We start from the raw sequence: 15,222 nt of genomic DNA, 5'->3' as shown, positions 1-15,222 counted from the left end.
CCGCCCCCCGCCCGGGTGCCCCCGGCCGGGGCCCGACGAGAACGATCGAGCGTTGCCGGGTGGGGTCAGACGACCCGGCCGGACGCGTTGTTGTTCTTCAGCTGCGAGTTGAGGTTCACGCTGTCGTACGGCGCGACGGTCTGACAGGCGACGCTGCAGTCGTAGCCGCTGTTGTAGTAGACGCGGAAGTTGCTGGCGATCCAGCTGTCGACCGCGGCGGCGTGGTTCTTCACCTCGACGCCGGAGCCGTTGGAGCCGTTCGCACCGCCGCTGAAGTACTTGCCGGCGTAGTTCGAGACGTCGCCGGTCTGGATGTAGACCGCGCCGTAGCCGTAGCTGCTGGAGTTGAAGTACAGGCAGACCTGGCCGTACGTGCAGTCCCGTGCGGGCGCGGCCATCGCCGGCGCCGCGGTGGACAGCCCGACGGCGAGGACGCTTCCGGCCACGGCGGCCGCGGCGACGAACTTCTTGACGCGCATGTCGTTCCTTCCTTCGACGGCGCCGGAACGTCCGGCGTCCGCTTGCAGGGAGGGCCCAACCCCCCTGTGGGTGGAGCAGGAACCGCGTGGTGCGCGAAGGCGACCCCGAGGGAACCGGGGCGCCGTTCGTGTGCCGATCCTCGCCGCGGGCCGTATCGCCGCAGTAGCGGCCCGGTAGCGCGGGGTGATGCTCCAGCTCACGGGCCCGGAGCGGCGGCGGGACGCCCGCCGGTGACGGTGCCGTCGGTGCCGTACCGGCGCGCCCGGGCCCGCTTGATCACGGCCGCGGCGGCCGGACGCCCGCCGGACCGCCGTCGACCGGGACGGCGGCGTCGACGGCGAGATCAACGACCAGTCCGGCTCCCGCTGCGGCTGACCCGCCCTGTACCGGCTGTTCGGCGTCCGCAGCCGCAAGGACCTCGCCGCCGAGGCCCGCCGGCACCAGCTGGTGCCGTGATCGGCGCCGCCGGTCCGCGCGACGGCGCCCGGCCCGCACGTTCCCGTGGGGCCGGCCGCATCGGCGGGTCGGTGGTGGACCGGGCCGGGTCGGGTGGACGTCAGACGCGCTTCCAGCGCCAACCGTTGTTGTCCGTGCAGACGATCTCCCGGCCGGCCGCGTCCGTTCCGTGGACGCCGTGGTCGGAGTTCCGGCAGTACTGACCGGCCTGGTAGCAGTTGCCCGCGTTGGAGAGGGGGTGGCAGCCGGTCGGCGCCGCGGTCGTGCGAACCGGGGCGGCGGTGGTGCGCCGGACGGTGGGAGTGGAGGTCGTGTGCCGGACGGCGGGGCTGGAAGGCGTGCGGGTGGCCGCCGCGACCGTGCCGACGGGCGCGGGGGTGGCCGTCGGGGTGGCCGTGGCCGTGTCCTGGGTGGCTATGGGGGTCGGTGACACCGCCTCAGGGGACGGCGAGTCAGCGGCGGACGGCGAGTTCGCGGCCGAGGCGACGGCCGCCGAGGCCGCCGGGGCGGCGGTGCGGGTGGTGGGGGTGTCCTCCGGTGTGCAGGCGGCCAGGGCCAGAACGGCGGCGAGGGCCAGTGCGCTGAGGGTCTTCTTCACGTTGCTGTCGTTCTCCAAGCGGTGTCCGGCGCGGCGCTCCTGACGGGGCGACCGGGCCGGTGGGGACGAAGGGCACCGAACGCGACCGGCGGCCCCGGCGGTTCCGGGAGGCTGCCGCAGGGCGGGCGGGCGGACGCGACGATAGGCCACGCGCCACCCCGCGGGAAGGCCGTCGCCCGGGATCAAGGGAATCCCAAGGGTCGGCACCCGCCGACCGGCTGTGGGCGGTATCCTCCTCCGGCCGCGCCCGCGCCCGTGTCCGCGCCCGTCGGGCCCGGTCCGCAGACCGAACGCGCCGGGCCCGGTCAGCCCTTGACGACCGTCCGCTCGACCACCGGAAACCCCTTGTCCCACCAGTGTCCGTAGCGCCGGTGGACGGCCGGATCGCGGTCGGCGAGCAGCACCGACAGCCGCTCCGCCTCCTCGGTCAGGCCCTGCCACGCAACCCTGCCGAGCCTGCGGAAGGCGGTCAGTTCCAGTCCGCCGTCGACGGCCCGCCACACGCCGACGACCTGCCCGTCGACGAGCAGACAGGGCAGCACGTCGCCGTTGCGTCGGACGACCAGCGGCCGGTACTCGGCCGGCACGAGCCGTCCGGGGACGGCGTGCGCCAGCAGCGTGCTGTCCCACATCGGCAGCAGCCTGGGCGGCGCCGGGGTGTCGTCGTCGGGCACGGTGGCGTCGGCCAGGTCGAACAGGGCGGCGCGGCCGGGGCCCTGCACCCGCACCACCCGGTCGCCGAGCGCCCGCAGGGCCTCGGCCGTCGGGGTGCGCGTCAGCAGGGTGAACCGGGCGAAGTCCTGGGCCGACGCGGGCCCGAACGCGCCCAAGTACGAGAGCAGCAGACGCCGGACCCCGGCGTCGGCCTCCCGCGGTTCGGCCGCAGCGGCCGCCGGGGCGGCACGGTAGCTGTTCGGCCGGGCGAACGACCACGGGCCGCCGGTCGGTGCATGGTGCACCGGCGCGAACGTGCGCAGCGCCCACCACACGCGGTGGGCGTGCTCGCCGTGCCTCCGTGCGACCTCCTGCTCCACCCGGGCGCCCGTGCGCGGCTGCTGCAGGAACCGGGCGAGCTCCGGCAGCAGCGCATCGGCGTCGGCGGGGGTCAGCCCCGTTGCGGTGAACCGGCGGTCGTACAGCCGTGACGCCCGCAGCGTGCTCAGCATGGCCGCGCGGTAGGGCTCGTGGTCCTCGGCATGGACGACGTGCAGGGTGAGCCGCATCAGCGTCGACTTCACGACCCGGCCGTCCGCGAACGCCGCGTCGAGATCCTCCGGCGCGAAGTCCTGCACCCGGTTCCACAGCGCCAGGTACGGCGACGCCGGTGCCTGCGCCTGCAGAGCGCAGAGCCGGCGGACCGCCTCCGCCACGTCGAGGCGCCGGCGCTCGAGCAGGAACTGACGCTCCAGCACGGCCAGTGCGAGCTGCCGCGCGGTGAGGCTCATGACCGCATCATGCCACCCTCGGCCCGGCCGGGAACCAGCGCCCGTGCTAGAAATCCCTGGTGAACGACGACCCCGAGCCCTCGACCCTGCGCGTCTTCGTGGCGCTGGCTCCGCCCGACGAGGCCAAGGACGAGCTGGCCCGGGCGCTGCAGCCCGCCTACGCCCGCTACCCGCGGCTGCGGTGGAACCGGATCGAGGACTGGCACATCACGCTCGCCTTCCTCGGTGAACTGCCCGCCACGGCCGTGCCGTTGCTGCGCTCCGTACTGGCCGGCCAGGCGGCGTCGCACCCCGCCCTGCACCTGGGCCTGCGCGGCGGCGGCCACTTCGACGAGCGACTGCTGTGGAGCGGGATCGACGGGGACCTGGACGGACTGCACCTCCTCGCCGCCGACGTCCGGGACCTGGTCGGATCCTGCGGGATCGAGTTCAACAACCGCCCGCTGCGCCCCCACCTGACACTGGCGCGGGCCCGCCGCGACGATCCCACCAGCGTGCCGCAGGCCGCGGCCGGACTCTCCGGCTTCGTGGGCCGGCCGTGGCACGCCGAGCGCCTCCACCTGGTCGGCAGCAACATCGGCCGCGGCTCCGGGCCGATCCGCTACCGCGACATCGAGGCCTGGCGGTTCGGCACCGGGATCCGGGCCGACGAGGACGGCGCGCCCGCCTAGATCGGGCCCACACCACCAGGAGGAACCGGTGTCATACCCGCAACCGCTCACCCCCGGGGAGAGACTCGCCGACGCGAAGAAGCGGCTCAGCCTTCCGCGCATCGTCGTGATCTGCGGCTCCACCCGTTTCATGACCGAGATGGCCGAGGCCGATCTGCGGGAGACCGAAGCCGGAAGGATCGTCGTCAAGCCGGGCTGCGACATGAAGTCGCCGCACGAACTCTGGTCCGATCCCGTCGAGGCCGAGGCGCTGAAGGCGCGACTCGACGATCTGCACCGGGCGAAGATCCGGCTCGCCGACGAGGTGCTGGTCGTCGGCGACTACATCGGAGACAGCACCCGGGCCGAAATCGCCTACGCCCGGTCGCTGGGCAAGCCCGTGCGGTTCACACACCCCGAAGTCGACCCCGACGCCTGACCGCCCACCCCACACCCTCCGCAGGCACCCCTTCGGAATCGATCCTCCAGGGTCCGTCCGGCGGATCAGGCGTGCATGTGATCCGCCGGAGGTCGGGTGAGCCGCACGCCGGCCCGACAAGGTCCGAGGGCGAGGGCCCAGCGGTAGCCGGCGGTCGAGCGGCATCCGGTCGCCGAGCCTGCGCGCGCGAACGTGCTCTTCGCCGGGGGACGTGCCCCGCGCCCGGCGCGAGGAGGCCCGGCAGGTCACCGTTCCGCTGCTGCTCCTGCTGCAGTGGGACGACGAGGGGAACCCCGGCAGCGGGCGCTGGACCTGTACGACGCGTTCGGCAGCAAGGAGAAGACGCTGCACGCCAACACAGGCGGGCACGTCGGAACCCCCTGGTTCGAGCTGGAGGACGGCGGCCGGTTCTACGACCGGCACCTGAGGTGAGGCCTCGCCCCTGACGGTCGAGGTCGAGTGATGCATCCGGTCGTTCCGTTGCCGGGGCGAACGCGTTCCGTCCGGCCGTGGTGGTGACATTGTGGGCGGCCGTCGGATTGTCTGCTCTGTTTCGACACGAACCATGATTGTCCGGAGTGGCCCCTGCCCCCGCCCGACCGTGCTCACGGTCGGGCGGGGGCAGGCGCGGGAAGGGGGGATCAGGCTCTGGCGCTGAACGTGGGCAGGTAACCGTTGGCGTGGCCGGTCGCGTTCGGGTGGTAGCTCTCGTGGACGATGACGCGGGTGCTGTTGAGCCACCAGTCGGACGAGCAGATCTCGTGGTCGGTGAACACCTGGCGTACGTCGCCGAAGGCGAATCCGGCCGCGCCGGCTCTGCCGGCGATGACGGAGTCGATGGTGTCGGCGGCGCCGTTGATGGCGTTGCGGCTGGTGTCGCTGATACCGAAGGTGCAGCTTCCGCCGATCTTGTAGAGGTGGGGGTAGCCGAGGACGACGACACGGGCCGACGGGGCGCGGTTGCGGATGCCCGCGTAGACCTGGTCGAGCAGGGCGGGGAGCTTGCTGGTGGCGAAGCTCTTGGAGTTGTTCACGGCGGTCAGGCAGGCGTTGGTGCCGTTGAGGACGCAGGTCTGCATGGCGCTCGCGAAGCCGGCGTCGTTGCCGCCGATGCTGATGCTGACCAGTGTGGTCGCGCTGTTGACGGAGGACAGCTGCTTGTTGATGACGTCGGCGGTGGTGGCGCCGGAGCAGGCGACGAAGGCGAACGAGGCGGGGGAGTGGGCGGAGGCCCAGAGCGCGGGGTAGGCGTGCAGGCTGCGGTTGCACGATCCGGCGGAGCCGATGTAGTCGCCGGTTCCTTCGCCGGAGGAGTACGAGTCGCCGAGGGCCACGTAGTTCCCGGTCGCTGCCGCGGCGGGCGGTGCGGCGAGGAAGAGGCTCGAAGCGAGCAGGAGGACGGTGCCGGACAAGGACAGGACGAAGCGCGGCCGCATGGGACCTCCACCGGTCTACCCGCGTCACCTTGACGCGGCGGTAACTTTGTAGCGGCGCCGTGCCCGGGCTGAAAGATTTGTCGCAGGGGCAATTCGGTGAAACGGATTCACTTGCTCCTCACTGCACGCCAGTTGTCAGAACCGTCGCGCCTGCAGTATCCGCGGGCGCGGTGATGGTGGCAGGCTGCAGTATCTGACGAACCGCCAGATCGCGGTGGGGGGATTACGTCGCGGCGAATGCCTCCCGGGCGCGAAAAGATCTTGAGATCGAGGTGGGGGCGGTGTTGCGGTCGGCCGTTCCCGGCCGTCGGCCCGCCTGCCGGGCGGGGCCGCGCCCGCGTGGACGGCCGGTCGCCGCCGATGTGCTGCCCGACCGGTCGGCGGCGGCGGCCGGTAGCCTGCCCTCGAGCAGGCTCGGACGACAGGTGGGAAGAGGTTCGGTGGAGCGGGTCACCATGGCTGATGTTGCCGAGGCGGCCGGGGTTTCGGTGGCGACCGTCTCGTACGTGCTGTCCGGCAAGCGCCCGGTGCGGCCGGACACCCGCGCGGCCGTCGAGGCCGCGATCCGGGAGCTCGGGTTCACCCCGAACACCACGGCCCGCAGCCTGCGGACCGGCCGGTCGAGCCTGGTCGGCCTGGTGGTGCCCGATCTCGCCAACCCCTTCTACGCGCAGTTCGCCGCCGCCCTGCAGGAGCGGCTGCGGGACCTCGGGCTGCACGTCGTCGTCTGCAACACGCGGGCGGACCGCAGTGAGGAGCTGGCCTTCGTCCGCGAGGCCGCGCAACAGCAGTTCGCGGGCGTGGTCATCACGCCGTTCCGGTTGACGGCGAAGGACCTGGAACTGCTGGAGCGGGCCGGGGTGCCGGTGGTGGTGAGCGCGGACATCCGGCTCGGGCAGGTGGACCGCGTGGCGCCCGAGGCGCGTTCGGCGATGCGGGCGGCCCTGCAGGCGGTGACGGATGCCGGGCGCCGGCGGATCGCCATGATCGCGGGACCGCGGGACGCGACCGGCGGCGATCCGCGCCTGGAGCTGCTGCGCGAACTGGCCCGCCAGTTCGGCACGGAGTTGCCGCACGGCCTGGTGGTGCGCGGCGAGCACACCCGTGCGGCGGGGGCCGAGGGCTTCGGCGAACTGATGAGCCGCAGGCATCCCCCCGACGCCGTGTTCTGCGCGAACGACGTGATCGCGGTGGGCGCCATGGACCGGGCCGAGGAGCTCGACGTCCGCATCCCGGGCGACGTCGCGCTGGTGGGCTACGACGACGCCGTGTTCGCCTCCCTCGTCCGTCCGCGCCTGACCACGATCCGCTATCCCGCGCAGGCCGCGGGGGAGGCCGCTGCCCGACTGCTGCGGGAGCGGATCGACGGGCGGACCGTGCCCAGGACGGTGCGGGTCAAGGCCGAGTTCGTCGCCCGCGAGTCCGTCTGACCGCAGGCGCAGGGCGGTCCCACCGGTGTGTCACGACGGCCGTGCCGCGCCCGTCGGAGGCAGTTTGCGTAATCGATTACGCGATGTTCTTGCGCCGCTCGATCCGGCGGATGGGGCAGCATCTATGCAGGTAGAAGCCTTGAATGGTGGCTGGCGGCAGAGGTCGTCCGCCCGCGGGAGTGTAACTTTCTTCGTCGATACCCTTGACTTGCTCCGAATCGTGCTCGGTAGGTTTCCGCCCTGTGGTTCCCGACCCTCGGCCCCAAGGAGCACCCCCATGGCGATCCACCGTCGATTCCCCCGGTCCAGACGCGCAGGCGCCTGCGGCGCGGTCCTGGCCCTCACCGTGCTGACGGGATGCGGCGGGGGCGGCGCCGGCTCCGACGGTGCCGATGCCGCGCAGTGCCGGCCCGCGTCCGGGAAGGTCTCGCTCGAGTACTGGTCCTGGGTGCCCGGCATGGACAAGGCGGTGGCGCTGTGGAACAGCCGGAACCCCGACGTCCAGGTCACGGTGAAGACGGTGCCGGCCGGCAACGCGGGCACGTACCAGAACCTGTCCAACGCCGTGAAGGCGGGCAAGGCCCCCGACCTCGGCCAGATCGAGTACGACGCGCTGGCGAGCTTCCGCCTCAAGGACGGCCTGCACGACATCTCCGCCTGCCCGGGGGTGCGGCAGGCCGAGAGCTCCTTCGCCGACTGGACCTGGTCCCAGGTCGACTTCGGCGGCAAGGGCGAGGACGGCGTGTGGGCCGTCCCGCAGGACACCGGCCCGATGGCGCTGTTCTACCGCAAGGACATCTTCGACCAGCTCGGCCTCGCCGCCCCCACCACCTGGCAGGAGTACGAGGCGGCGGCCCGCACCCTCAAGGCCTCCGGCAAGGGCCGGTTCATCACCCACTTCTCGCAGACCGACCCGAACTGGTTCACCGGCCTGCTGTGGCAGAACAGGGCCACGATGTTCCAGCGCGACGCCGACACCTGGAAGGTCACCGTCGACCGGCCCGAGAGCCGGGAGGTGGCCGACTACTGGCAGCGGATGATCGACGACAAGCTCGTCGCCACCGACCTCCAGGGCTTCTCCCCGGCCCTGTACAAGGCGTGGAACACCGGGGAGGTCGCCACCTGGATCAGCGCCGCGTGGGGCTACAGCACCATCCGGGACAACGCCGGGGCGACCGCCGGCAAGTGGGCGGTCGCCCCGATGCCCCAGTGGAAGAAGGGTGAGCAGCGCGCCGGCAACTGGGGCGGCTCCACCACCGCGGTCCTCAAGGGCGCGAAGCACCCCGCCGAGGCCGCCCGGTTCGCCCTGTGGCTGAACACCGACCCGAAGGCCCTGGAGATCCTCAACCGCGAGGGCGGCCTGTACCCGGCGGCGAAGGCCGGCCCGCAACTGCCCGCCCTCCAGCAGCCCGTCGACTTCTACGGCGGCCAGAAGATCTTCGACGTGTTCGCCCAGGCCTCGAAGAACGTCGACACGGGCTTCACCTGGGGCCCGACCATGACCGACACCTACCGCTTCCTCAGCGACGGCACCGCCAAGGCCACCGGCGGCTCGGGCACCCTCGCCGACGTGCTGAAGCAGACCCAGGCCCAGAGCGTGCAGTCACTGCGTGAACAGTCCCTGAACGTCTCCCAGTGACCCGCCCGCCCCGCCCCTCGCCGCGTCCCTCGCCGCGACGGGCGGCGGGGCACGACCCCCGAAGGCCACCGTGACCGCCGCCCCAGCCCCCGGCCGCCGCCCGCGCCTCCGCGCCCACGCCGCCCCCCTCGCCCTCCTCGTCCCGTTCCTCGTCCCCTTCACCCTCTTCACCCTGGTGCCGGTGGGCTACGCCTTCTGGCAGAGCCTGCACAGGACCCGCCGGACCGGCGGCACCTTCGGCCGCACCGAGTCCGTCTTCGCCGGACTCGACCAGTACACCAGCGTCCTGTCCGCCCCCTGGTTCACCGACGGCCTGCTGCGGGTGGCCGCCTTCGCCGCCGTCCAGATCCCCGTGATGCTGACCCTCGCGCTCACCCTGGCCCTGCTGCTGGACTCCGCCGTCGCCCGCCTGCGCCGCTTCTTCCGACTGGTCTACTTCGTCCCCTACGGCATCCCCGGCGTCGTCGCCGCACTGATGTGGGCCTTCCTCTACGACCCGCGGCTGTCACCGCTCGTCGACCTCGCGCACACCGCGGGCGCCGACGTCTCCTTCCTCACCCCGGACACCGTCCTCTGGTCGATCGGGAACGTCGTCACCTGGACGTACACCGGCTACAACATGCTCATCCTGTACGCCGCCCTGCAGGCCGTCCCCCCGGACATCGGCGAGGCGGCCCGGGTGGACGGCGCCGGAGAGCGGGCGATCGCCCTGCGGATCAAACTCCCGGCGATCCGCCCGGCCCTCGTCCTCACCGCTGTTTTCTCCCTCGTCGGCACCTTCCAACTCTTCACCGAGCCGCAGGTGTTCCGCGCGATCTCCACCGGCGTCACCAGCACCTACACCCCCAACCTCGCCGGCTACTCGCTCGCCGCCGCCGACCGCTACGGCGAGGCCGCGGCGCTGTCCGTCCTCCTGGCGGCCCTCACCTTCCTGCTGTCCGTCACCTTCCTCCGCCTCACGACCCGCACGCAGGAGCGCCCGTGACCCTCCTCACCCGCACCGAAGGCGCCCACCCCACCGCGCACCCCCGCCCGGCGGTGCGCACCCGGCGCAGCCCGCTCCTGCCGACCGCCGGTGCCGTCCTGTTCCTCGCCCTCACGGCCCTGTACATGCTGCTGCCCGTCTACTGGCTGCTGGTCTCCGCGACCAAGAGCCAGAGCGACCTGGTCACCACCCCCGGGCTGCTCCCCGCCGCCTGGCACCTCGGCGACAACCTCGCAGCCCTGTTCGCCGAACAGGACGGCATCTACACGCGATGGCTCCTCAACAGCCTCGCCCAGGCCGGCGCGGGCGCCACCGTCGCCACCCTGCTGGCCGCGGCGGCCGGCTACGCCCTCGCCAAGTACCGCTTCCCCGGCAGGGAAGCCGTCTTCTCCGTCGTCCTCGGCGGCGTGCTCGTCCCGGCCACCGCCCTCGCCCTGCCGCTGTTCCTGCTGTTCGCCGAGGTCGACGCGACCAACACCTTCTGGTCGGTCTTCCTGCCCGGCACCGTCAGCCCGTTCGGCGTCTACCTCGCCCGGATCTTCGCGGAAGCGTCCGTGCCCGACGAGGTCGTCGAGGCGGCCCGCCTGGACGGCGCAGGCGAGCTGCGGATCTTCGCCACCATCGCCCTGCGCATGATGGCCCCGGCCCTCGTCACCGTGTTCCTGTTCCAGTTCGTCGTCATCTGGAACAACTTCCTGCTGCCGTTGGTCATGCTGCAGGACCAGCGGCTCTACCCCGTCACCCTCGGCCTGTTCACCTGGCAGTCGCAGATCAGCCGGCTCCCGGAACTGCAGACCCTCACCGTCGTCGGCGCCCTGGTCTCCGTCGTCCCGATCGTGCTCACCTTCCTGCTCCTGCAGCGCCACTGGCGCGCCGGCCTGTCCGCCGGGGCGGTGAAGTCATGACGCACCCCCTCACCGCCCTCACCGACCGCCTCGGCGGCATCGCCCACGGCGGCGACTACAACCCCGAACAGTGGCCCGAACACATCTGGCACGAAGACGTCCGCCTCATGCGCGAGGCACGGGTCAACCTCGTCACCCTCGGCGTCTTCTCCTGGTCCCGCCTCCAACCCCGCCCCGACACCTGGGACTTCACCCACCTCGACACGGTCATGGACCTCCTGCACGACAACGGCATCGCCGTCGACCTCGCCACCCCCACCGCAGCACCGCCACCGTGGTTCACCCACCGCCACCCCGAGGCACTGCCCGTCACCGCGTCCGGCACCCGCCTCACCCACGGCAGCCGCCAGGCCTTCTGCCCCAGCAGCCCCGCCTACGCCCGGGCCGCCGACACCGTCGTCACCGAACTCGCCACCCGCTACGCCCGGCACCCCGCCCTCGCCCTGTGGCACGTCCACAACGAATGGGGCAACCACAACGCCCTCTGCTACTGCGACACCAGCGCAGCTCACTTCCGCACCTGGCTCCAGCACCGGTACACCACCCTCGACCGGTTCAACGACGCCTGGGGCACCGACTTCTGGAGCCAGCGCTACGGCGACTGGGCCGAGATCCAGCCGCCCCGCGACACCACCGCCTTCCGCAACCCCGGACAGGAACTCGACTACCGGCGCTTCTCCTCCGACGCACTCCTCGCCCGGCACACCGCCGAAGCCGACCTGCTGCGCCGGCACGCCCCCGGCATCCCCGTCACGACCAACCTGATGGGCACCCTGGAGAAGAAGATCGACGGCCACGCCTTCGCCCGCCGCTGCGACCTCGTCGCCGTCGACCACTACCTCACCGCCGCCGACCCCCGGGGCCACATCGACCTGGCCCTCAACGCCGACCTCGCCCGCGGCACCTCCGCCGGCCGGCCCTGGCTGCTGATGGAACACTCCACCTCGGCCGTCAACTGGCAACCGGTCAACGTCGCCAAGGAACCCGGCCAGCTGCGCCGCAACAGCCTCACCCACCTGGCCCGCGGCGCCGACGGCATCATGTTCTTCCAATGGCGCCAGTCCCGCGCCGGCGCCGAGAAGTGGCACTCGGCGATGCTCCCGCACGGCGGCACCGACACCCGCACCTGGAGCGAGGTCACCGGGCTCGGGGCCGACCTCGTCCGCCTGGGGGACGTCGCCGGCAGCCGCGTGGACTCCCACGTCGCCGTCGTCTTCGACTGGCACGCCTGGTGGGCCCTCGAACTGGAGGCCCGCCCCTCCCGACACCTGCGCTACCCCGACCTCGTCCGCGACTGGTACACCGCCCTGTGGAACCTCGGCATCACCTGCGACCTCGTCGCCCCCGACGCCGACCTCACCCCCTACCGTGCCGTCCTCGCCCCCAACCTCTACCTCGTCACCGACACCACCGCCGACAACCTCCACGCCTACGTCGAATCCGGCGGCCACCTCGCCGTCGGCCCCTTCAGCGCAGCCGTCGACGACAACGACCGCGTCCGCCCCGGCCCCCAGCCCGCCGCCCTCACCAAGCTCCTGGGCCTGACCGTCGACGAGTACCTCCCCCTGCGCGAACACACCACCGCCGAGCTCACCACCGGCACCCGCGCACACCTGTGGGCCGAACGCATCCACTGCCGCACCAGCACCCCCTGGCTGCGGTTCGCCGACACCCCCGCCGGAGGACCCGCACGCGGCGGCCCCGCCGTCACCACCCACCACCACGGACACGGCACCGCCCGGTACGTCGGCACCCTCCTCCCGGAGCCGACGCTCACCCACTTCCTCGACACCCTCTGCCGCACGGCCGGCGTCCGCCCGGCCGCGGCCACCCCGCCCGGCGTCGAAGCCGTCCGCCGCTCCGCCGCCGACCGCAGCTACCTATTCCTCGTCAACCACACCGACCGCACCGTCACCGTCCCCGTGACCGGCACCGGCCTGCTCGACACCCCCGTCACCGACGACCACATCACCCTGCCCCCCGGCGCAGCCACCGTCGTGCAGGAACACCACCCCCGGACGGCCCACCGATGACACCCGCCATCAGCACCGACCGGCCCACGGGCACCGTGCTGCTCACCGCCGCGGACACCGGCTACGCGCTGCGCATCGACCGCGCGAACGGCACCGTCCGCATGCTCCACTGGGGCGCCGCCATCACACTCGACGACGCCCGCCGGCTGCACCTGCCGGACGAACCCGCCAACAGCTTCCACAGCCCCCTCGACGGCACCGAGGAACTGCCCGTCGACGGACAGGTCCGCTTCGCACCCCCCGCCCTCGACGTCCGCTACGCCGACGGCACCAGCGCCCTCGAACCCCTCGTCGACGACTGGACCACCGGCGAGGACGACACGGGAGCGACCCTCACGATCCACCTGCGCGACCGCCACCGCCCCCTCGCCTGGGACCTGCACTACCGCATCCACCACGCGAGCCCCGTCATCGAACGGCACACCGTCTACCGCCACACCGGCACCGACGCCCCCGTCCAGCTCGTCCGGCACGCCAGCGCCCAGTGGAACCCACCCGCCCTCGGCACCTACCGCCTCACCACCCTGCACGGCGCCTGGGCACGCGAGTTCCAGCTCCAGCGCACCCACCTGCCCGTCGGGGAGACCACCCTCACCAGCCGCCGCGGCCACACGGGCCACCAGGCCAACCCCTGGGCCGCCGTCGACGACGGCACCGCCACCGAGACCACGGCGAGGTGTGGACCACCGCCCTCGCCACCTCCGGCAGTTGGCGCACCACCGCCCTCCACACCGCAGAGGGACGCTGCAGCATCATCACCGGCGCCGGCCACGAAGGCGTCGAGATCACCCTCGACCCCGGAGACACCTGGACGACCCCCACCGCCGTCGGCCACTACACCCCGCACGGCTTCGGCGGGGCCGGCCGCAACTCCCACACCTACATCCGCGCCCACGTCCTGCCCCACCCCCGCGAACCGCGGCCCGTCCTCTACAACTCCTGGGAGGCCACCGGCTTCCACGTCACCCCCGACAACCAGCGCCACCTCGCCGACCTCGCCGCCCGCATCGGCGCGGAACTCTTCGTCGTCGACGACGGCTGGTTCACCGGACGCGACCACGACCGCGCCGGCCTCGGCGACTGGACACCCGACCCCCGCCGGTTCCCCGACGGCCTCGCACCGCTCGCCGACCACGTCCACGGCCTCGGCATGCGGTTCGGGATCTGGGTCGAACCCGAGATGGCCAGCGCCGGCAGCGAACTCCTCCGCAGCCACCCCGACTGGCTGCTCCACCTCTCCGACCGCACCGCCCACCCGCTCCGCCACCAGTTCGTCCTCGACTTCACCCGCCCCGACGTCGCCGCCTGGGCCTACGGCTGGCTCCACGACCTCGTCGAGACCACCGCGGCGGACTACCTGAAATGGGACTTCAACCGGTCCTTCACCGAAGCCGCCACCACCGCCACCGCACCCGCCACCCGCCGCTGCCACATCGACCACGCCCGCGCCGTCCACGCACTGATGGACAGGCTGCGTGCCGCGCACCCCGGCCTGCGCATCGAGTCCTGCGCGGGCGGCGGCGGCCGCGTCGACCTCGCCGGCCTCGCCCGCACCGACCAGGTCTGGCCCTCGGACAACACCGACGCCGTCAGCCGGCTGGCCGTCCAGCACGGATTCACCCACGCCTACCCCGCGCAGATCATGGGCGCCTGGGTCACCGACAGCCCCAACCCGATCACCGGTCGCGAGACGCCCCTGCGGTTCCGCCTGCACACCGCCATGGCGGGCTGCCTCGGCATCGGCGCCGACCTGACCCGGTGGAGCCCCGCCGAACTCGACGAGGCCGCCCGCCACATCACCGCCTACAAGCGGGTGCGGCCCACCATCCACCACGGCGACCACGCCCGCCTCGGCGAGCCGGGCGCCGACGGGAGCCACGCCGTGCAGTACGTCGCCCCGGACCGCAGCCACGCCGTCGCCTTCCAGTGGCGCGTCGGACCCGCCACCACACGCACCGCCCCCGCGCTGCGCCTGCACGGACTCGACCACGACGCCCTCTACCGCGTCACCGACGACACGGACCCCGACGGCCCGCACACCCTGTTCTCGGGCGCGGCGCTGATGGCCCGCGGCATCGACCCGGACCTCCCCGCCGGCCCGTTCAGCAGCAGGATGCTCACCTTCACCCGCGAGCCCCGCCGGCCATGACGGTCATGCCGGACACCCGCGCCCCGGCAGGGGCGAACCCGCCGCCGCGGCAGGCGGCGCTCCGGGCCGGGCACGGCCAGAACGGTCGGCACGGACGCCGTGCAGGAGTACGTCGACGCGATCGCCCCGGAACGCCGCCCGCTCTTCGACCGGGTGAGCGGCCTGATCCTGGAGGCGTTCCCGGAGACGAGCCCGACGCTGTCGTACGGAATGCCGACCTACCGCGTCGGCGAGCGCAGGCTCCACGTCGGCGCCCGGCAGCACGGCATCTCGATCTACGGCTGGGGGAAGGACCGCGACGGCGGCTTCACCACCCGGCACCCCGAGCTCGTCAGCGGCCGGGGGACCATCCGGCTGCGGTCGAAGGACGCGGCGGGCATCACCGACGACCAGCTGCGCGGTCTCGTCCGCGCCGCGCTGGAAGCCTGAGCGGCCCCTCGGGAAGGCCCGCCCGGTCACGCGCAGGAGACCGGAACCGGAACCGATTTCCCAAGCTCAGGTGCGGTGCCGTACAGTCGTGTCCACCGACGCGGGGTGGAGCAGCTCGGTAGCTCGCTGGGCTCATAACCCAGAGGTC

13 protein-coding genes and 2 pseudogenes are annotated in these 15,222 nt (G+C 72.7%); 11 read left to right on the top strand and 4 right to left on the bottom strand.

All coding sequences use genetic code 11. The features are described 5' to 3' along the window. Window positions 1-65 precede the first annotated feature (65 nt). From ABD353_RS04910 to ABD353_RS04900, 3 genes are all read right to left on the bottom strand, one after another. Entirely contained in the window at window positions 66-479 is a 414-nt protein-coding gene (locus ABD353_RS04910) for a hypothetical protein (RefSeq protein WP_344622213.1), read from the bottom strand. A gap of 557 nt (window positions 480-1,036) precedes the next feature. Next, window positions 1,037-1,552 carry a hypothetical protein gene (locus ABD353_RS04905; protein ID WP_344622212.1) on the bottom strand — a complete coding sequence of 172 codons (516 nt, stop codon included), beginning with the start codon at window positions 1,550-1,552 and terminating at the stop codon, window positions 1,037-1,039. A gap of 287 nt (window positions 1,553-1,839) precedes the next feature. Beyond that, window positions 1,840-2,979: a winged helix DNA-binding domain-containing protein gene (locus tag ABD353_RS04900; RefSeq protein ID WP_344622211.1), complete on the bottom strand. Its 1,140-nt coding sequence runs from the start codon at window positions 2,977-2,979 to the stop codon at window positions 1,840-1,842. A gap of 59 nt (window positions 2,980-3,038) precedes the next feature. Here ABD353_RS04900 and thpR point away from each other — a divergent pair, with 59 nt between their 5' ends. The 3 genes and pseudogenes from thpR to ABD353_RS04885 form a co-directional block, all read left to right on the top strand. Then, window positions 3,039-3,650, top strand: a complete 612-nt coding sequence (thpR, locus tag ABD353_RS04895; RefSeq protein ID WP_344622210.1) for an RNA 2',3'-cyclic phosphodiesterase — start codon at window positions 3,039-3,041, stop codon at window positions 3,648-3,650. A 28-nt stretch (window positions 3,651-3,678) separates the two neighbouring features. Beyond that, a complete protein-coding gene (locus ABD353_RS04890) occupies window positions 3,679-4,068 on the top strand; it encodes a hypothetical protein (protein WP_344622209.1) in 390 nt (129 codons plus the stop codon). Between the two features lie 205 nt (window positions 4,069-4,273). After that, window positions 4,274-4,500: pseudogene (locus ABD353_RS04885) on the top strand (alpha/beta hydrolase); the annotation flags it as partial. Window positions 4,501-4,709: 209 nt separating this feature from the next. Here ABD353_RS04885 and ABD353_RS04880 read toward each other — a convergent pair. Next, window positions 4,710-5,504, bottom strand: coding sequence for an SGNH/GDSL hydrolase family protein (locus ABD353_RS04880; RefSeq protein WP_344622208.1), 795 nt, complete (start codon window positions 5,502-5,504; stop codon window positions 4,710-4,712). Between the two features lie 455 nt (window positions 5,505-5,959). Here ABD353_RS04880 and ABD353_RS04875 point away from each other — a divergent pair, with 455 nt between their 5' ends. The 8 genes and pseudogenes from ABD353_RS04875 to ABD353_RS04840 all read left to right on the top strand — a co-directional run bounded on the left by ABD353_RS04875 (window position 5,960) and on the right by ABD353_RS04840 (window position 15,074). Further along, window positions 5,960-6,934 (top strand): LacI family DNA-binding transcriptional regulator, encoded by a 975-nt coding sequence (locus tag ABD353_RS04875; RefSeq protein WP_344622207.1) that lies wholly within the window; start codon window positions 5,960-5,962, stop codon window positions 6,932-6,934. 277 nt (window positions 6,935-7,211) lie between these two features. After that, window positions 7,212-8,573, top strand: a complete 1,362-nt coding sequence (locus tag ABD353_RS04870) for an ABC transporter substrate-binding protein (RefSeq protein WP_344622206.1) — start codon at window positions 7,212-7,214, stop codon at window positions 8,571-8,573. A 70-nt stretch (window positions 8,574-8,643) separates the two neighbouring features. Next, window positions 8,644-9,558, top strand: a complete 915-nt coding sequence (locus tag ABD353_RS04865) for a carbohydrate ABC transporter permease (RefSeq protein ID WP_344622205.1) — start codon at window positions 8,644-8,646, stop codon at window positions 9,556-9,558. Further along, window positions 9,555-10,463: a carbohydrate ABC transporter permease gene (locus ABD353_RS04860; RefSeq protein ID WP_344622204.1), complete on the top strand. Its 909-nt coding sequence runs from the start codon at window positions 9,555-9,557 to the stop codon at window positions 10,461-10,463. Before ABD353_RS04865 ends, ABD353_RS04860 begins: the two co-directional genes overlap by 4 nt. Further along, window positions 10,460-12,496, top strand: coding sequence for a beta-galactosidase (locus ABD353_RS04855; protein WP_344622203.1), 2,037 nt, complete (start codon window positions 10,460-10,462; stop codon window positions 12,494-12,496). The genes ABD353_RS04860 and ABD353_RS04855 overlap by 4 nt, the downstream gene beginning before the upstream one ends. Beyond that, window positions 12,493-13,110: pseudogene (locus ABD353_RS04850) on the top strand (glycoside hydrolase family 36 N-terminal domain-containing protein); the annotation flags it as partial. The gene ABD353_RS04855 and the pseudogene ABD353_RS04850, both read left to right, overlap by 4 nt. A 62-nt stretch (window positions 13,111-13,172) precedes the next feature. Beyond that, the gene (locus tag ABD353_RS04845; protein WP_344622202.1) at window positions 13,173-14,645 is read left to right on the top strand and encodes an alpha-galactosidase; all 1,473 of its coding nucleotides are present in this window, start codon (window positions 13,173-13,175) and stop codon (window positions 14,643-14,645) included. 99 nt (window positions 14,646-14,744) lie between these two features. Next, window positions 14,745-15,074: a DUF1801 domain-containing protein gene (locus tag ABD353_RS04840; RefSeq protein ID WP_344622201.1), complete on the top strand. Its 330-nt coding sequence runs from the start codon at window positions 14,745-14,747 to the stop codon at window positions 15,072-15,074. Window positions 15,075-15,222 lie beyond the last annotated feature (148 nt).

The organism is Kitasatospora arboriphila (genome assembly GCF_039528095.1).
GTDB classification, from domain to species: domain Bacteria; phylum Actinomycetota; class Actinomycetes; order Streptomycetales; family Streptomycetaceae; genus Kitasatospora; species Kitasatospora arboriphila.
The sequence above is the reverse complement of the archived record's forward strand: the minus strand, read 5'-3'. Positions and strand labels throughout refer to the sequence as shown.